We start from the raw sequence: 18,176 nt of genomic DNA, 5'->3' as shown, positions 1-18,176 counted from the left end.
GATTGTACAGATGAAGATAGAAAATATTTTGATTGATTTAGATGGTACTTTGACCGATCCAAAGCTCGGTATTACCACTTGTATTCGTTACGCCATGCGAAAACTCGGGCGACCGCTTGCTGATGAAGTGGATTTGGACTGGTGTATCGGACCACCACTGAAAGCCTCTTTAGCAAAATTATTACAATTGGACGATGACACTTTCAATATAGATCAATTGGCTGAACAGGCATTGGTTTTGTATCGAGAACGCTTTGGCACCATTGGTTTGTTTGAAAATGAAGTCTATCCTGAAGTCGCAGAAACCTTAGAAAAATTACAGCAACAAGGTTATCGGCTTTATGTTGCAACAGCGAAACCAACCATTTATGCTGAGCAAATCTTAGTGCACTTTGACTTGGCAAAATATTTCAAAAAAATCTATGGCAGTGAGCTCACAGGGGAGCGAACAAATAAGACGGAGTTGATCGCTTATCTTTTAGAGCGAGAGCAGTTAGATGCGCAAGCCAGTGTAATGATTGGAGATCGTGAGTTTGACATCTGCGGTGCACATCAAAATGACGTCAAAAGTATTGCGGTCAGTTATGGCTATGGCATAGCAAGCGAGTTGCAAAATGCGCAACCGATGACAATAATTGACAGTTTTGGTTACATTTTGACTACAATTGACCAAATTCTTAATAAACAATAATTTAAGGTGAATTTTTAATTTTATTAAATAATATTTAAAAAAAGACGTATTCACTTATTTTTTTTAATGTATAAAATTTCGCCGACTTAGCTCGGATTTTAAAAATTAATTTCTAAAGCTAAATAACCAATGAATAAGCAATACCGTCGATGGATATCGCTGGCTGAACATGAATAACTTTGCAGACCAACTGCAATAAAATTTTCTCCAATATAAATTAGGGGTGTGATGTGGAGCATCAAGACCAAACGCAAGTTTTTGCACGCCGAAAAAAAGTATCATGGATGATATTGAGCGTATTGATCATTTTGTCATTGATCGCAGTCGCTTATTATTTCCTTGTTTATCGTTACTTTCAGTCTACTGATAATGCCTATGTCAAAGCAGATGTGACATGGATTGTGCCTCGTATTGCTGCAGAAGTGGCGACGATCGAGGTGAAAGAAAATCAATATGTCAAAAAAGGTGATGTCTTATTCACTTTGGACGATCGAGATTATCAAGCACGTTATGATCAAGCTGTGGCGCAGGTCGATGCCAAGCAAGCGAACCTACGTGTGCAAAAGGGTAATCAATACGCCGCAGAAGCAAAAATCCTAGAAGCCAAAGCACAGCTCCGTGCGACACAGGCTGAGGTCACTCGACTGAGTGAAGAATATCAACGCTATGAGGAGCTGATGAATGATGGCGTGATTACACGTCAACATTTTGAATCTATCCAAGCCCAGTACAGCAGTGCCAAAGCACAGCGAGATAATGCGCAGTCTGCGGTCGCAGCTGCAACGGCGCAAGTGGCGAGTGTGAGTGCGGAGAAGGGGCGATTAAGTGCTGATGTGGAAAATGCCAAAGCATCATTAGCACTGTATGAGATTGAACGTCATGCAACCACCATTGTATCGCCAGTCGATGGAAAAGTTGGCGCATTATCCGTTCAGCTCGGTTCACGAGTCACACCACAATCTCGTTTGATCGCCATCGTTCCAGATAAAACCATTTATGTCGAAGCAAACTACAAAGAAACCCAAATCGAGAAAATGCACATTGGGCAATTGGTCAAACTCCAGCTCGATGCGTATCCAAATCAAGAGTTTCAAGGGAAAATTGAAAGTTTCTCACCTGCGTCTGGTGCGGTGTTTACCATGATGCCTCCTGATAATGCGACAGGAAACTTTAACAAAGTTGTGCAAAGAATCCCTGTGCGGATCGCCTTAGAAGACAACCCGAATAATGATGTGTTTCGTCCAGGCTTGTCGGTCGTTGCTACTGTCGATGTGCGTAGCTAATTATTTGTATCGTTTGTGTAGCTAAGTCAGGCGCATAGGAAAGAGTTGAGGGATACCATGGATCAGGTGAACCAATACGAAAGCAATCAGCCATACCACTCTCAACAGTCAGATTGGCAGTTTAGCCCGAAAGTCGCTTGGGTGATTTTCTCTGCGATGATCTTTGGGAACTTCATGGCGATCTTGGATATTCAAATCGTTGCCAGTTCACTCAATGAAATCCAAGCAGGGATGAGTGCTAGTCGCTACGAAGTGGCGTGGGTGCAAACGACGTATTTGATCGCTGAGATTATCGCTATTCCATTGTCCAGTGTATTGGCGAGGGTATTTTCTACACGTACCTATTATGTGATGTGTGCGGTGGGATTTACCATCAGTTCATTGCTTTGTGCGATGGCGTGGGATTTGGAAAGTTTATTGTGCTTTCGTGCCATTCAGGGCTTTATGGGCGGTGGCATGATTCCAACCTCGATGACCGCATTGTATTTACTTTTTCCTGAAGTAAAGCGCACCTTGCCTTTAGTGGTCTTTGGTATGGTGAGCACACTAGGTCCTGCGATCGGTCCTACAATTGGCGGTTGGCTGACGACAAATTTTTCATGGCATTGGATGTTTTTGATCAACATCATTCCTGGGATTTTGATCGCAGTGGTGATCTATGCCAATCAAGATATTGATCGTGGCGATGTGAGTTTATTAAAAACGATGGATTGGATTGCGCTCATAGGTTTGGCGTGCTTCTTGGGTGGGCTTGAGTATTTTCTTGATGAAGGTGCACGGCATGACTGGCTACAGTCTTTTGGGGTACGTGTTGCATTGGCGACGTGTCTGATCGGTGCTGTGGTGTTTTTTCATCGAAGCTTTACACGACCAAAGCCTTTGCTGGATTTATCCGTTTTTCAAAATAAAAACTTTAGCCTGAGCTGTATCGTCACGTTTGTGATCGGTATGGCGTTATACGGCTTGGGTTATATGATTCCAGTTTTTCTCGGTCAGGTACGAGAGCTCAATAGTAGCCAAATCGGTCACATCATGATGGTCACAGGTGTGGTGATGTTCTGCTTTGCGCCATTTTTGGCATGGTTAATTCCAAACTTTGATGCACGCCTTACGGTCTTTATTGGCATGTTGTTGGCAGCGTGTGGTGTTTTGATGAATGCCAATCTGACTATTCATAGTGATTATGATTTTATGTTTTGGCCACAGGTCTTTCGTGGGATTGGGTTGATGATCTGCTTGATCGTGGTGTCCCATCTTGCCATGAGTACCTTACCACTGGAAAAAGTCGCAGATGCCAGTGGTGTGTATAACTTGATGCGAAATATTGGAGGTGCGGTTAGCTTAGCTTTGATTAATTCGTCGGTAGATTGGCTCACGGCATGGCATGCCTCAGAGCTGAAAAGTATGCTGACACCTGAAAATCTGATGTTTGTTGAACATCTGAATCAACTCAAACAGATGTATGCAGAAAGTGGCGAAAATGCTGAGCAGCTCGCATACCAAACCATGAATAAAGACATCTATGCGCAGGCATTGACAGGAAGCTTTAGTGATCTATTCAAGCTCTTGTCGATCATTATGTTTGCTGCGGCAGTGTTGACCTATTTCATGGATAAACCGAAAAAAATGCCGACTTAAATGTAGCTCATTTAAGCCGAATAACGATGTAAATCATTGAACCCAAACTTGTCCCAAATGCGATTGAGCAAGTTGATGAATCACTGTTGTATTGAACTTCGAGAACAACAGATGTTGTAAAAATAATTGCTGTACTGAACTGATGTAACTATTTGATGTAAAACTGCTTTCTAAGTGTTTTAGAAAACAGGGGTGAAATAATAACTTGATGTAACATGGAGAATTATGATGAATCTTACGACAATCCGAAATAAGGTCATTAAAGGAATCAAAGCACAAGATACTTATGGAAAGTACTTATCTTTGGCGCAGATTAGTCATCGCCAAAAGGAAGTGATGTATGACATTTACAAACAGTATTATCAAAATACCAACTTTGAACTTTTTCTCAGTGATTTCAATGGAAAAGATGGTGCGATTCTCGTCTTTGAATCGAAGTCGAGAACCATTGTTGGGTTTTCTACCGTTGTGCTCAACAACTTTGATTATCAAGGTAAAAAGTATCGTTTTATCTTTAGTGGCGATACCGTGATTCTCAAAGAGTTTTGGGGCTCACGTGCGTTGCAAAGCACGATGTTTAAACTCAAAGTCAAAATTCGCCTGATGTATCCACTCGAAGAAGTGTATTGGATGCTGATTTCTAAAGGCTATAAAACGTATCTGTTACTTGCCAATAATTATGAAGTCTACTATCCAAATGTAGATGGCGAGCATCGTAACCTTGCACCTATCGTCGAGGAATATTGCAAACGCTTCTACGCCAAGTTTTATGACAATCGCAGTGGTTTGCTCAACTTCGGTGAAGATTATCAACCATTAAAGCAAGACATTGCGCCGATCACCGCTGAGATGAAAGCGAAAAACCCGAAAATTGGCTTTTTTGAACGTATGAATCCAACATGGATCAAAGGGACAGAGCTACCGTGTGTTGGGAGATTTGGTTGGAAAGATATTGCACGTTATCCAGTGCATTATTTATCAAAACAAACTAGTGTTGGCAAGTTTGAGGCAATCCGCCATCGTAAAGCAACGTTCAAAAAGCTGGAGAGCAACGTATGAGCTCTCCACGATCGAGATTCAGTCTAGGCAAACAATTGCTGAACCGAACTTGGTATTCACATTTGCTGTTGCGCAGTATGTGTAAAGTCGCAGATGTGAAATTCCAAGCGGGTAAATATCAGATCAAAAGCATACAGCGCAAACGCTTAAAGCAGATATTGAGCCATGCCAGTCAACCGAATATTCGTAATATTCAAGATTACGAAGAATTTCGAAAGCTTTCGCTGACACGCTATGCAGACTGGAAAAGTGACGTCATGGATTGGCGAAATGGGCAAGATGCACTGTCGCATAGTGAGTTGGTGCGCTTTCAACCGACCAGTGGTTCGAGTGATCAAATCAAGTTTATTCCTTATACCAAAGCCTTTCTTGACGAACTTGATCAGGCGATTGCGCCGTGGTTGAGCAGTATGTATCGCAAGTCTTCGGGTCTAGCCAAAGGTAAACATTATTGGTCGGTATCTTGGCTTCCAGAAAGCCAACGTGCCTTGATTAAAGAAGACAATCTAAATGATGACAGTGCATTACTGAGTGTGGGGAAGCGTCTGATTACCCAGTTTACGCAGGCAGTGCCACAGCATGTATCATTTGCCGGAAATCCTGATGATGCGATGTTTGCAACCTTATGCTACTTGGTCGCTACCGAAGATTTGGCGCTCATCTCGGTATGGAGCCCAACCTTTGCCTTGCAGTTGATTGAACGACTCAATGAGCAAGCTGAAGACATTGTGATGGTATTGATGACTGGGTCTTGGGCGAAGCGTGAAGCATCGTTGCAAAATGTCGATGCACCATTTGCACCGAAGCGTGCCAAGCTGTTGATGCAGATGATTGATGAAGGAGAAATTGACCTCGAACGCTTGTGGACGCAGTTGAAGCTGATCTCATCATGGGATACGGCAGGAGCGAAGCAGTGGGCAAAACTACTTCAACAGGAAGTACCTCATTCAGGCTTTGAAGGTAAAGGGCTGTGGGCAACGGAAGGTGTGGTCACGATTCCTTATCAAGGACGCTATCCACTTGCCTATAAAAGCCATTTCTATGAGTTTGAATATCTGCAAGGCGACAAGCTTGGTCAAATCGTCCCATCTTGGGAGCTGAAAGTTGGTGATCACGTCAGCCCGATTATCAGTAGTGGTAATGGCTTATTACGCTATTGTCTTGATGATCATCTCAAAGTCACTGAGTTTTGGGGCAATGTGCCGTGCTTTGAATTTCAGGGACGACGCTTTGGCGTGGATTTGGTCGGTGAAAAACTATCGCCTGATGTTGCACAGCAATTACTTGGAAAAATCAATCAACACGATAATGTCAAAGCGATTTCTTTACTCGCAGTAGAAACCAATCAAGCTTCTGAACGTCCGTTTTATGCAGTGTTGATGGAACCTACGCAGGTCAATCAAGCTGACAGCTCAGTTCAAGATGGCGCGACAAAACAAAGTCTACATCAAGATCAATCTGTCCAAGCGGAATGGGTCGATCGACAGCTTCGACAACATTTCCATTATGAGTTGGCTCGTGATCTCAAGCAGTTGGCATTACCTCGCATGCTTATGGTCGAAGATGGTTGGCAAGGCTATAAAGATCTTGTGATGCGAGAGGGCATGATTGAGGGGAATATTAAACCTGAACCATTGAAGAAAATAAGCATCGAAAGCTACAAGTCGTTGATCGCAAAGTTAGATTCAGCGCTTGAAGTCAAGTTTAAAACACAGCAAAAGCATCCATTCAATTGATATGAGCATGATCGAAGCTAGAAGATTTGAAGCTAAATAGTTCAATCTGAAAGAAAGATTGACTCTCAGTCGATAAATAAAGGGGATGTCTTTGAAAATTAAAAGAATGATTCGGGGCAAAGCATGTTAAGAAAAATGTGGATGCTTGGCATGCTGAGTGCTGTCTTTGTATCGCCATTGCAGTCGGTATCGGCTATCAGCTTGAGTGAGGCGATCGACGCTGCATTGAAGCATGAAGATCAAATGCAAATCAGCCAACTGCGTTTGGTACAGCAAGATGCAGTGGTACAGCAAGCACAGCGTCGCTATGGGCTAGATGTCAATCTCGTTGGGCAGATCGGACGTGAAAAAGTCGTGGCACATCATGGCACGATCTTCCCATCTGAGGGTTATAAAAGTATCCGTAGCGCAGAGTTGCAGGCAGATTACCCATTGTACACATGGGGGCGAAAACAACTAGAAATCCAATCGGCAAAGTTGCGCTCATCAGCGCAAGTGCAAGCACTATCTGGACAGCGTGCACGAACGATTTTGACTACGGTGCAAGTCTATACTGATGTGTTGAAGCAGTATGCTTTGTCACAACTTCAGCTCAGTACCTTAGAGAATCTACGTCGCTCGGTCTATGAAGCGGATAAGAAATTTTCCGCAGGTGTGATTACTCGTGCCGATCTTGCCCAAGTCAAAGCACAGTATGCACAAGGTCAGGCAGATAGTGTTTTGGCACGATCCAACTTAGATATCAGTCAAACAGAGTTTTATAAAATCACTGGCGTGGATATTTCACAGATGGACGACTCGGTTGCTGTGCCGAACTACAGTCCAAATTTATCTGAAAGCCTTGAAATGATTGAGCGTCATCCAAGTCTGCAACAAGCCAAATTGGAGCTTGATGCAGCGTCTAGTCAATACGATTTGGTCAAAGCACAGCTTAAACCAATGTTGTCTTTGACCAGTCGGATCGGTACACAGCACGAATTGCATAGCATCAGTAGTGAAAGTGAAAACTACATGATGGGCGTGCAACTAAAAATTCCACTGTTCGATCATGGTCGCAATGCTGCCGATCGAAAAAAAGCCAGTGCGGATCGAATGCTCGCAGCACAGCAAGTCGAAGTGGTGCGTCACGACCTAGAGGCTGAAACCAAAACTGTTTATTCACAGCTTGGTGCGGTTCGGGAGAATAAAAAGGCAATTGACGAAGCGATCGAATCCGCAGAGATCGCATTGCACTTTATTACCAGAGAGTTGGAAGTTGGGACGAAGACTTCTTATGACTTTCTGATGGCGGAGCAAAAAGTCTTGGAGCTTCATACACAAAAAATTGTCAATCAACAGGATGAGGTGATTTTGGTATATCGCTTATTAGACCTGACAGGGCAGTTATGATTTTCGAAAACACATTTTTGAAAGCACATTTCGCAAGGATATTTTTACAGCTTTATACTCAAGGAATGGGAAAATAATGATGGATACTTTAAATAAAACGCATACGCAGAAATTAGACGCACAGCACACTCCGTTAAAACAATCAGAATCGGCACATCAAGTACAAACTTTGATGCCACAACAATCAAATGCACCGCAACAAAAGAAAAGCTCAAACTTTAACGTGCGAGCAGCAGTTGCATCAGATGAAGCGGCTTTATTGAAATTGATCTGTGTGCCGATGACCACCAAAGGCGTAACCATTAGCTTTCAAAGAGAGCCGAGCTACTTCAATGCCAGTCAAGTGATATATCAGGTCAATGATCATTGTGTGGTAGAAGACATCGCAACGCAAAAACTGGTGGCATGCTACAGCAATGGTCATCGTCCTTGCTATATCAATGGTGAAATCCAACCGATGCGATATGCGAGTGACTTACGTATTCATGCCGACTATCGTGGTACGACCTTGATGAAAGAGATGGGCTATTACATGCGTAAAACCATGCAACAGCCAGACTTTAACCATATGATTATTTTTAATGACAATCTCGCTGCACGAAAAGCGGTACAAACTGGTAAGGTCGGAATTCCTGACTATTACGAGGAAGGTAGCGTTGAAACTTTAACGCTCACAGCCATTCATCGCAATAAACACAAAGAAAGACTGCTAATCGAGTCGGAAGATCAACATTACCTGAGAAACTTGCATATTAAAACTGCGGGTATAGATGCTATTGAAGCAATGAATCAGTTTGTACAGCGTATGGCAAAGTTTTATAACTTCATTCCTGCTTATGATTTTAACGAATTGTTAGGTGGTTCAAAGTATTATCAAGGTTTGGAGCTCTCCGATTTTCAACTGTACTATTTAAATGATCAGTTGATCGGCATGTTTGGATTGTGGTCACAAAGTAGTTTTAAGCAAACCAAAATTTTGGATTATGGTTGGACGATTGGCATGATTCGACCGATTTACAACCTATGGGCGAAGCTACGAGGCACGATGAAATTGCCGAAAAAAGGCGATTCGATCAAATACCATGCGCTGCATTCATTACTGTGTAAGCCAAGCTACAAAGCCTTGCATGATTTGATGTTGAATGATGCGTTGAAACTATCGAAGTCACGAGGCGTAGGCTGTGTAAGCTATACATTGTCACATCGCGATCCACGTCAGAGTTTGAATCAGTATTATCGGGGAGAGCTGTTGACTGGGATACATGGTTTTATGTGTCCGAGCCGTGACCCACGTCCTGAGATAGATTCGCATCGTATTCCATATTTGGAAGTTGGGCGGATTTAACGATTTTATTTTCATATTTTTAAGATTTATGAGAAAGATAACAATGTCTTGAGTCGATGCTTTTTGATCAAAATTTTAATGCAATGCTTTGGTCAAAAAGCTAAACTTAATAAAATTTCAAAAAAGTTAAATTTAGGATGTTGTTAAAAAAATCAATTAAAACATTGAGTTGTTTTGCCTTAATATTTTTAATTTGGGGAGGTATTTTAGCTTTTCTGTATTGGATGACACTCGATGATCCACTTTCCCAAGTTGCACAAGATTTCCTTGCTATCTATCCGAATTATCAACCTGATTTAAAAGAACACCCTTATTTCTTAGAATTAGGTTTTGATGCTAAAAAAGATATAGACCCAATGGTTTTGGGGAGATTGCGTTATCATGCAGGTTGGGCGGAATGGTATCAAACAAATCTTGAAAGAGATAAATGGAAAGAGCATAAACTGACTGAAAATGTACTATTAGATAATGATCTCGATCAACAGTTAACTGCTATATTTGAAGCTGACTCTCGTACCATTCGACAACAGCCTAAACTCAATGACTTATTGCCAATCACACAAGAAGTTGAAGCAGAATATAAAAATAAGCAATATCTAATTGATCGGTACAAAATGCTTGTTTATCAGGGAAATCTAGAAAATTCTGAGTTGCTACTCCCAATAACATGTTGTGATATGTCTTGGTTGCGTTTGAGGAGTATTCAATATTTATATTTATCGCATCTTATTTTAAATCAAGATATTGAGCAATTACATTTATATGCGAATGAATTAACGACGATGTTAAGCAATCGAAATGATATGATCGAAAAGGCAGTTTTGATTAAACAAATTGACACTGTTGTGAATATTATACATTTGCTCGAAATCGAAAATCCACAGCGAGGACATGAGCTGGAAATTAGTCTTGAGCCACTTGGCAATAAAAGCTTTTCAATTCGAAGAATGACCTCACTAGATCTGATTGAAATATTATCTTTTCTGTCCGAAGAGCGAATGAATGCTATTTTTGTGGAGTTGGAAGAGGAGTCTACTAGTCTGCTTGATCTTTTAAATACATGGAAAGGTCGATTGATTTTCAAACAAATATATAAAAATAATATGACAGCGAATCTGTATGCAGAGTGGGCGAAAACACAAATAAATTGGTCAGAATCAAATTATGTAGATTATGTGCGTATGGCGCCAAGTGGTGTGGAAAACGATCATCCAAAACTTGACGCTTCAGCTAAGTTTAGAAACCAAATTGGTGCAGAGATTTTAGAAACACTTTCCGTTGACAGAAAGCGTATATCAATATGATTAAGGCTTCTCGATAACAAAATCCGAGTTTTTAACGTCTTACACAGTGGACAAGATTGGACAGGTGAAAAGCTTAATCAGACTACACAAGGTAATACGTATTATCAGACGGAAAGTGAGCTTTGTATTCAGTCACCACTCAAAGAAAAAAGAGAGTGGAATCACGATAGTTGTTTGGCATTCGAAAATTAGAGTGAATCGCTTTTCAATAAAGTTGAGAGGGTGAGAAAGCTTTAGAACTGATTTTTATATCAAAACTGAGGCTTTACCACGACCAAAATAATACATGCAATTAAAATTACCGTAGGTAATTCATTGAAAAGTCTCCAAAATTTATGGGATTTATAGTGTGCATTGTCGATCAATTTTTTACGGTAATAGCCACAGGAAAAATGATAAATGACTAATAAGCCAACCAAAGCCACTTTGATATAGAACCATGTCGCTTCATGATAGTGACGTGTTGCATCGCCCCAATCTACTAAGAAGTGCGCAGTGATCAATGTGCCAATCATCGAAGGCCACATGATGCCACGATAGAGCTTTCGTTCCATGATTTGAAAGCGTTGATGGCTAATCGCATCATCGCTCATGGCGTGGTAGACGTATAAACGTGGTAGGTAGAATAGGGCAGCAAACCAACACACCACCGCAATGATGTGTAAGGCTTTGACCCATAAAAAGGCTTCTGACGGTGCGTCCATCAACGACTCAAATAATTACAATTAATGATCTATTTTAGCAAATACTTGTTGTTGAGGGCATGATTTTGATGACATAGTTTAGATGTCATGAATTTAATTTTATTATTCAGCCCATTTTCTAAAGATCAAACAAGCGTTGACACCACCAAAACCAAAACTATTACTCATGACTGTATTTAGTTTGGCGTCACGTTTTTCTAGGACAATATCAAAGCCCGCAGTACCTTCATCAAGTTCAGTCACATTGATATTCGGTGCGATAAAATCATTTTGCATCATCAGCATACAATAGATTGCTTCTTGTACACCAACAGCACCCAAGCTGTGACCTGTCATAGATTTTGTTGAGCTCAGTGCAGGGACTTTGCCTTCACCAAAAGCACGTTCCATCGCTTTAAGCTCGGTGACATCACCCGCAGGCGTAGACGTACCATGCGTATTGACATAATCAATCGTATCGACGCCATGTTGTTTTGCTTCTTCGAGTGCCATCAAGATACAACGTGTTGCACCTTCACCACTTGGTGCGACCATATCGAAACCATCGCTATTTGCAGCATAGCCAACGACTTCGGCAATGATATTTGCGCCACGTGCTTGTGCATGTTCAAGGGATTCTAGGACAACAAAACCACCACCGCCTGCAATGACAAAGCCATCACGATCTTTCGAATAAGGGCGTGATGCGGTTCCAGGTGTTTCATTGTATTTTGAGCTCAGCGCACCCATTGCATCAAACAATAAGCTTTGTGACCAATGGTCTTCTTCGCCGCCACCTGCAAGCATCAAGTCTTGTTTACCCAGTTGAATCATGTTGTAGGCATATCCAATCGCATCAGCGGAGGTTGCACATGCACTGGTAATGGTGTGTGCAATACCTTGCATTTTAAATGCGACGCCGACATTGGCGGTAATGGTATTACTCATGTTACGAGGGACAAAAAATGGACCAATTTTACGTGCGCCTTTTTCCTCTAAAAGTTTGACCATTTCAGCGACAGATGCAGTCGAGTTGCCACCACTACCACCGACGATACCGTAGCGTGGATTACCACCAATATCTTCTACTTCCAAACCTGCATGTTGCACTGCATCAACTGCTGCGTTGTAGGCATACATCGCACAGACACCCATAAAGCGTTTGAGCTTACGGTCAATTTTGTCAAAATCTTGTTCAGCTGCTGCGCTGACTTGGCTTTTAAAGTTGAGCTCTGCATAGGACGCATTGTGGCGTGTGCCTGAAATACCGTTTTCGAGAGAATGTTTGACATCTTCTAGGGTATTTCCAATACATGAATTAATGCCCATACCAGTAATGACAACACGACGATTCATGGAGAGTCCTTTATAAATATTCAAAAAATCACATTGCCGACATTTAAACGGTTTTCCAAATGCTCTGCAATGGCGAAAGATATTAGTTTTAAAACGCTGAGTACAATGTGCTGAGCAGGTCTAAGATTTTAACACGATGGCTGATTTTGCCAATTCTAACTTGTTTGGGAATTATTTTTTGACGTCATCATTTGATCAAAGCGTTCGTAGTTTATCTAACTTATAAATTTAAGTGACAGAAATCTAACTATGCACACAAAACTTAGTTGCAACACGTTAGGAAATTTCATTTAATCATAAAAGTATCTTAAAAACAGACAGGAAAAAGTAATGGGAGTTAAAAAGCTGATCGTTGAGCGAATTCGCCAACAAACCTTGAAAGTTTCGCCACTGAATAAAAATAATCAACAACACATGTTGGCAAAAAGTGGGCAAGTAATCGAGGGTAAAGCGCAACAACGAGATCAATTTGATTTGGATTATGAAGATATTCATCAACTGTTTCGCAATCAATTTCCAACCATTACCAAACAAGTGCTGGGCAATCGCTACAATGCGGTAAACAAATATTCAAAGTTTGTCCTGCCAAATGGTTTAGATTCAGCTGCTGATGAGGTGCTTGAGCTACTTGCAAAAGCTTCTATGGCTCTGGCATCCACAGAGCGTGTCCTCGCAGAAACAGGCGCAAAATCAATTCAAGAACTTCAACAAAATGTAGATCGCTCTGCACGTGCTTCATCTGCGCTCAAAGAAGTAAATAAAATCTTTGCAGCGTTACAAGGTGGCGTGAGCGGTGTCGCAGGTATGGTTTGGGCAGTGGCAGATTTGCCTTTGTCTGTTTTATTGGCGTTAAAAACCATTTATGAAACAGGTCATGCTTACGGCTTTGAGCTAGATAATGAAGAAGATCAGCAAGCGGTTTATCAGGTTTTAGTCAAGTCGGATTTAGGCTTGATCGCAGAAAAACAGGTGCTTTTACTAGGTATTCGTAATTTTAAAGATGTGCTTACAACAGGAAATTATTCGCAATTGCAAAGCTTTTTAGATAGCAATTATAGCTTTGAAGGTTTTAAAAATGCCTTGAGTGATGCCAATGGACAATATAAGTGGAGCATGCTCAATGTATTGGGTAAAGTAAAATGGTTGCGCTATACCACGCCACTTTTAGGTGGTTTAGTCGGTGCATTTTATGGTGTGAAAATGATCGAAGAGGTCGCAGAAAAAGCGGATGAAATTTTTGCGCATGCACGTCGTTATTTGATCGACAATCCTGAACAACACATTGCTGTACTTGAAGCCTATCAACGTGGCTATACCCATCAACAGCAAATCAACGCTTTGGCAAAAAATGATGTGTCTGCACTATTGGGACATACTGCCAACGATCAAAATCGAGCTCAATCTCAGCAAAAATCGGCACAACAACATCTTGATGACAATCCTGATATTGTGAAGGTTAAAGTTGAAAAGCAAGTTCATACTGAAAAACAATCTGCACCAACGACGGAAGCTGAGATTCATAACGCAGTCGAAGATTTGGCAAAGAAAGAAGTAGCAACAAAAACCGTAGTGAAAAAATCGACGACTCGTCGTGCACCCGCAAAGACGACTAAAGCGACTACCACAAAAACTGCGCCGAAAGTCGTTACAAAAGCACCTACAGAACAAGCGACGACAGAAAAAGCAACGACAGCCAAACGAAGCACGACAAAGTCCACGACGACCAAATCAGCTGAAGCAAAACCGAGTGCTCGCCGTACAGCGAACTCACGGAATAAGACCGCAACCAAAGCTGAGGGAAAATCTGCAACATCCAAACAGGCTAATGACTCTAATCAAAAGGAAAACTGATTGATGTGTTGAGTGAAATTTGTAATCTAAGAAACTAAAAAATGACTGCAATTTGCGGTCATTTTTTATGCTTATTTTATGCTTAGTTGTGCTTTGAAAGAATGATTTCGAAACATTTGCGCTTATTGACCCAATAGGGATTTTGATCTACAATTTCATGCCCTTAAAAAGTGACTTTTTTTAAATTTTTATTTTGAGCATTTTTTGAGGTTGTTCAATAACGGGAGAATTGCCATATGGCAACAACAAATCAGTTGATCCGTAAGGGTCGCACAACTTTGATTGAAAAATCAAAAGTTCCAGCGTTGAAGGCTTGTCCACAACGCCGTGGTGTATGTACTCGTGTATATACAACTACACCTAAAAAACCAAACTCTGCAATGCGTAAAGTGTGCCGTGTACGTTTGACTTCAGGCTTTGAAGTATCAAGCTATATCGGTGGTGAAGGCCATAACCTTCAAGAGCACAGTGTTGTATTGATTCGTGGTGGTCGTGTTAAAGACTTGCCAGGTGTACGTTACCATACAGTACGTGGTTCTTTGGACTGCGCAGGTGTGAAAGATCGTAACCAAGCTCGTTCGAAATACGGTGCAAAACGTCCTAAGAAGTAATTCTTAGAACGAAGCATACACACCATATTAGCGTTTCGCTTGTTTGAGTTCTTTGTAAGATATGAAATTCAAGCGGCGTATAGTAAGGCCAGCGTAAGTACATGACACTCGTACAAACTGCTGGATTCCCCTGAAGTGTCATCTAGTCATAGGACTAGTATAGTTAGGTAGATTAAAATGCCAAGACGTCGCGTAGTCGCTGCCCGTGAAATCCTTCCGGATCCTAAGTTTGGTAGCCAAACAATCGCTAAATTCATGAACCACGTTATGCAAGACGGTAAAAAATCGATTGCAGAAAGTATTGTTTACGGTGCTTTAGACCGCGTTCAAGAAAAAAATAGTAGTGTTGACCCAGTAGAATTTTTTGAAGATACACTTGAAAAAGTTCGTCCTATGGTCGAAGTAAAAGCACGCCGTGTTGGTGGTGCTACTTATCAAGTACCAATGGAAGTGCGCCCATCCCGTCGTACTGCCTTGGCTATGCGTTGGTTAGTAGATGCTGCTGCTAAGCGTTCTGAGAAAACAATGGCTTTACGTCTTGCTGGTGAGTTGCTTGATGCATCTGAAGGTAAAGGCGCTGCGGTGAAAAAGCGTGAAGACGTACACCGTATGGCTGAAGCCAACAAAGCCTTTTCTCACTACCGTTTCTAAGCGGATAAAACAGGGCTTTCTCAGGAAAATGATAGCGATCTTCATGAGTAATTTTCATGATGCTGTCATTTAAGCGCATTAAGTTGGTTGAACTTAAAATGACACTGACTTAATGCGTCCTGTTTTAACAATAACATTTAGGAATGTAAGATATGGCTCGCCAAACTCCAATTTCTCGCTACCGCAATATCGGTATCTCTGCGCACATTGACGCAGGTAAAACAACGACAACAGAACGTATTTTGTTCTACACAGGTGTATCTCACAAAATTGGTGAAGTACACGATGGTGCAGCAACAATGGACTGGATGGAACAAGAGCAAGAGCGTGGTATTACCATTACTTCTGCTGCAACGACTTGTTTCTGGTCAGGTATGGGTAACCAATTCGATCAACACCGTATCAACGTAATTGATACACCGGGACACGTAGACTTCACGATTGAAGTTGAACGTTCTATGCGTGTACTTGATGGTGCGTGCATGGTGTACTGTGCAGTTGGTGGCGTACAACCTCAGTCTGAAACTGTATGGCGTCAAGCAAACAAATATAAAGTGCCTCGTTTGGCTTTCGTGAACAAGATGGACCGTACAGGTGCAAACTTCTTCCGTGCAGTTGAACAAGTAAAAACACGTTTGGGCGGAAATCCTGTACCAATCGTTGTACCAATCGGTGCTGAAGAAAACTTCCAAGGTGTTGTTGACTTGATCGAAATGAAAGCAATCATTTGGGATGAAGCATCTCAAGGTATGCAGTTCGAATACGGTGACATCCCTGCAGATATTCAAGATACAGCTGAAGAGTGGCGCACCAACATGGTTGAAGCTGCAGCTGAGGCATCTGAAGAGTTGATGGATAAATACCTAGACGCTGGTGATCTTTCTAAAGAAGACATCATTGCTGGTCTACGTGCACGTACATTGGCTTCTGAGATCCAAGTAATGCTTTGTGGTTCTGCATTCAAGAACAAAGGTGTACAACGTATGTTGGACGCTGTAATTGAATTCTTGCCATCACCGACTGAAGTAAAAGCGATCGAAGGTGTACTTGACGATAAAGCTGAAACTAAAGCATCTCGTGAAGCATCTGATGAAGAGCCGTTCTCTGCACTTGCATTCAAAATCATGAATGACAAGTTCGTAGGTAACTTGACGTTTATCCGTGTTTACTCAGGTGTTCTTAAACAAGGTGATCCAGTATTTAACCCAGTTAAATCTAAGCGTGAGCGTATCGGTCGTATCGTGCAAATGCACGCAAACGAACGTCAAGACCTTGACGAAATTCGTGCAGGTGATATCGCAGCGTGTGTCGGTCTTAAAGATGTAACTACTGGTGATACATTGTGTGATGAGAAAAACATCATTACCCTTGAACGTATGGAATTCCCAGAGCCAGTAATTTCATTGGCTGTTGAACCAAAAACTAAAGCTGACCAAGAAAAAATGTCGATTGCTTTAGGTCGATTGGCGAAAGAAGATCCATCGTTCCGTGTACGTACTGATGAAGAATCTGGTCAAACCATTATCGCTGGTATGGGTGAGCTTCACCTTGACATCATCGTTGACCGTATGAAGCGTGAATTCGGTGTTGAAGCGAACATTGGTAAACCAATGGTTGCATACCGTGAAACCATCAAGAAAGTTGTTGAACAAGAAGGTAAATTTGTTCGTCAAACAGGTGGTAAAGGTAAATTCGGTCACGTCTATGTACGTCTTGAGCCGCTTGATGTTGAAGCAGCTGGTAAAGAATACGAATTCGCTGAAGAAGTTGTTGGTGGTGTTGTACCAAAAGAATTCTTCGGTGCAGTTGATAAAGGTATTCAAGAGCGTATGAAGAACGGTGTCTTGGCTGGTTACCCAGTTGTAGGCGTAAAAGCTGTACTTTATGACGGTTCTTACCACGATGTCGACTCTGACGAATTGTCGTTCAAAATGGCAGGTTCTTATGCATTCCGTGATGGTTTCATGAAAGCAGATCCTGTACTTCTTGAGCCTGTCATGAAAGTCGAAGTGGAAACTCCTGAAGACTACATGGGCGATATCATGGGTGACTTAAACCGTCGTCGTGGTATGGTTCAAGGTATGGACGATTTACCTGGTGGTACTAAAGCGATTCGTGCAGAAGTTCCACTTGCTGAGATGTTTGGTTACGCAACTCAAATGCGTTCTATGTCTCAAGGTCGTGCGACATATTCTATGGAATTTGCAAAATATGCTGAAACTCCACGTAATGTGGCGGAAGGCATCATCACGAAATTCCAAACTGGTGGTAAAAAAGGTGACGATGAGTAATCTTTCGATTACTATATTGCCTAACTAATTTTATAGTTAAAATCTAATGCTTGTGCAGTGATCCTGCATAAGCAATCTACAAAGGAAGATGAACATGGCTAAGGCTAAGTTTGAACGTAATAAACCACACGTAAACGTGGGCACTATCGGTCACGTTGACCATGGTAAAACAACATTGACAGCAGCGATTGCGACAATCTGTGCAAAAACGTACGGTGGTGAAGCAAAAGACTACGCAGCAATCGACTCTGCACCAGAAGAAAAAGCACGTGGTATTACCATTAATAC

General features: G+C 41.7%; 15 protein-coding genes. 13 read left to right on the top strand and 2 right to left on the bottom strand.

Annotated elements, in window-relative coordinates:
• Positions 1–10: 10 nt before the first annotated feature.
• The 8 genes from MKI79_RS09145 to MKI79_RS09110 all read left to right on the top strand — a co-directional run bounded on the left by MKI79_RS09145 (position 11) and on the right by MKI79_RS09110 (position 10,445).
• Complete coding sequence (locus MKI79_RS09145; protein ID WP_241572457.1) at positions 11–691, top strand: HAD-IA family hydrolase; 681 nt, start codon at positions 11–13, stop codon at positions 689–691.
• Between the two features lie 284 nt (positions 692–975).
• The gene (locus tag MKI79_RS09140) at positions 976–1,974 is read left to right on the top strand and encodes an HlyD family secretion protein (RefSeq protein WP_241572584.1); all 999 of its coding nucleotides are present in this window, start codon (positions 976–978) and stop codon (positions 1,972–1,974) included.
• Between the two features lie 57 nt (positions 1,975–2,031).
• The gene (locus tag MKI79_RS09135; RefSeq protein WP_241572445.1) at positions 2,032–3,612 is read left to right on the top strand and encodes a DHA2 family efflux MFS transporter permease subunit; all 1,581 of its coding nucleotides are present in this window, start codon (positions 2,032–2,034) and stop codon (positions 3,610–3,612) included.
• 225 nt (positions 3,613–3,837) lie between these two features.
• Positions 3,838–4,671 (top strand): hypothetical protein, encoded by an 834-nt coding sequence (locus MKI79_RS09130; RefSeq protein WP_241572437.1) that lies wholly within the window; start codon positions 3,838–3,840, stop codon positions 4,669–4,671.
• Positions 4,668–6,407 carry a GH3 family domain-containing protein gene (locus MKI79_RS09125; RefSeq protein ID WP_241572432.1) on the top strand — a complete coding sequence of 580 codons (1,740 nt, stop codon included), beginning with the start codon at positions 4,668–4,670 and terminating at the stop codon, positions 6,405–6,407. The genes MKI79_RS09130 and MKI79_RS09125 overlap by 4 nt, the downstream gene beginning before the upstream one ends.
• Before the next feature lie 123 nt (positions 6,408–6,530).
• Positions 6,531–7,796, top strand: a complete 1,266-nt coding sequence (locus tag MKI79_RS09120; protein ID WP_241572428.1) for a TolC family protein — start codon at positions 6,531–6,533, stop codon at positions 7,794–7,796.
• 172 nt (positions 7,797–7,968) lie between these two features.
• Positions 7,969–9,141 carry a hypothetical protein gene (locus tag MKI79_RS09115; protein ID WP_241572579.1) on the top strand — a complete coding sequence of 391 codons (1,173 nt, stop codon included), beginning with the start codon at positions 7,969–7,971 and terminating at the stop codon, positions 9,139–9,141.
• 137 nt (positions 9,142–9,278) lie between these two features.
• On the top strand, positions 9,279–10,445 hold the full coding sequence (locus tag MKI79_RS09110) for a hypothetical protein (protein WP_241572425.1): 1,167 nt from the start codon (positions 9,279–9,281) through the stop codon (positions 10,443–10,445).
• A 251-nt stretch (positions 10,446–10,696) separates the two neighbouring features.
• Here MKI79_RS09110 and hemJ read toward each other — a convergent pair whose 3' ends face one another.
• Together hemJ and MKI79_RS09100 are read right to left on the bottom strand one after the other, a co-directional pair.
• Complete coding sequence (hemJ, locus tag MKI79_RS09105; protein ID WP_241572421.1) at positions 10,697–11,149, bottom strand: protoporphyrinogen oxidase HemJ; 453 nt, start codon at positions 11,147–11,149, stop codon at positions 10,697–10,699.
• A 102-nt stretch (positions 11,150–11,251) separates the two neighbouring features.
• Positions 11,252–12,484: a beta-ketoacyl synthase N-terminal-like domain-containing protein gene (locus tag MKI79_RS09100; protein ID WP_241572417.1), complete on the bottom strand. Its 1,233-nt coding sequence runs from the start codon at positions 12,482–12,484 to the stop codon at positions 11,252–11,254.
• A 330-nt stretch (positions 12,485–12,814) separates the two neighbouring features.
• Here MKI79_RS09100 and MKI79_RS09095 point away from each other — a divergent pair, with 330 nt between their 5' ends.
• The 5 genes from MKI79_RS09095 to MKI79_RS09075 form a co-directional block, all read left to right on the top strand.
• Positions 12,815–14,335: an EcsC family protein gene (locus MKI79_RS09095; protein WP_241572415.1), complete on the top strand. Its 1,521-nt coding sequence runs from the start codon at positions 12,815–12,817 to the stop codon at positions 14,333–14,335.
• A 236-nt stretch (positions 14,336–14,571) separates the two neighbouring features.
• Positions 14,572–14,946 carry a 30S ribosomal protein S12 gene (gene rpsL / locus MKI79_RS09090; protein WP_092617921.1) on the top strand — a complete coding sequence of 125 codons (375 nt, stop codon included), beginning with the start codon at positions 14,572–14,574 and terminating at the stop codon, positions 14,944–14,946.
• A 177-nt stretch (positions 14,947–15,123) separates the two neighbouring features.
• Positions 15,124–15,597, top strand: a complete 474-nt coding sequence (gene rpsG / locus MKI79_RS09085) for a 30S ribosomal protein S7 (protein WP_092617924.1) — start codon at positions 15,124–15,126, stop codon at positions 15,595–15,597.
• Positions 15,598–15,749: 152 nt separating this feature from the next.
• Positions 15,750–17,888 (top strand): elongation factor G, encoded by a 2,139-nt coding sequence (gene fusA, locus MKI79_RS09080; protein ID WP_241572414.1) that lies wholly within the window; start codon positions 15,750–15,752, stop codon positions 17,886–17,888.
• 94 nt (positions 17,889–17,982) lie between these two features.
• On the top strand, positions 17,983–18,176 hold a 194-nt coding region (locus tag MKI79_RS09075), incomplete at its 3' end, for a GTP-binding protein (protein WP_241572402.1).

It is taken from the genome of Acinetobacter sedimenti (genome assembly GCF_022601685.1).
In the GTDB taxonomy this organism is placed as follows: Bacteria; Pseudomonadota; Gammaproteobacteria; order Pseudomonadales; family Moraxellaceae; genus Acinetobacter; species Acinetobacter sedimenti.
Note: the sequence above shows the minus strand (reverse complement) of the source record. Positions and strands in the feature narration are given on the sequence as shown.

Coding starts and splice junctions, on each gene's coding strand:
- MKI79_RS09145 (WP_241572457.1), top strand. CDS start 11: ATGAAGATAGAAAATATTTTGATTGATTTAGATGGTACTTTGACCGAT.
- MKI79_RS09140 (WP_241572584.1), top strand. CDS start 976: ATGATATTGAGCGTATTGATCATTTTGTCATTGATCGCAGTCGCTTAT.
- MKI79_RS09135 (WP_241572445.1), top strand. CDS start 2,032: ATGGATCAGGTGAACCAATACGAAAGCAATCAGCCATACCACTCTCAA.
- MKI79_RS09130 (WP_241572437.1), top strand. CDS start 3,838: ATGATGAATCTTACGACAATCCGAAATAAGGTCATTAAAGGAATCAAA.
- MKI79_RS09125 (WP_241572432.1), top strand. CDS start 4,668: ATGAGCTCTCCACGATCGAGATTCAGTCTAGGCAAACAATTGCTGAAC.
- MKI79_RS09120 (WP_241572428.1), top strand. CDS start 6,531: ATGTTAAGAAAAATGTGGATGCTTGGCATGCTGAGTGCTGTCTTTGTA.
- MKI79_RS09115 (WP_241572579.1), top strand. CDS start 7,969: ATGCCACAACAATCAAATGCACCGCAACAAAAGAAAAGCTCAAACTTT.
- MKI79_RS09110 (WP_241572425.1), top strand. CDS start 9,279: ATGTTGTTAAAAAAATCAATTAAAACATTGAGTTGTTTTGCCTTAATA.
- hemJ (WP_241572421.1), bottom strand. CDS start 11,149: ATGGACGCACCGTCAGAAGCCTTTTTATGGGTCAAAGCCTTACACATC.
- MKI79_RS09100 (WP_241572417.1), bottom strand. CDS start 12,484: ATGAATCGTCGTGTTGTCATTACTGGTATGGGCATTAATTCATGTATT.
- MKI79_RS09095 (WP_241572415.1), top strand. CDS start 12,815: ATGGGAGTTAAAAAGCTGATCGTTGAGCGAATTCGCCAACAAACCTTG.
- rpsL (WP_092617921.1), top strand. CDS start 14,572: ATGGCAACAACAAATCAGTTGATCCGTAAGGGTCGCACAACTTTGATT.
- rpsG (WP_092617924.1), top strand. CDS start 15,124: ATGCCAAGACGTCGCGTAGTCGCTGCCCGTGAAATCCTTCCGGATCCT.
- fusA (WP_241572414.1), top strand. CDS start 15,750: ATGGCTCGCCAAACTCCAATTTCTCGCTACCGCAATATCGGTATCTCT.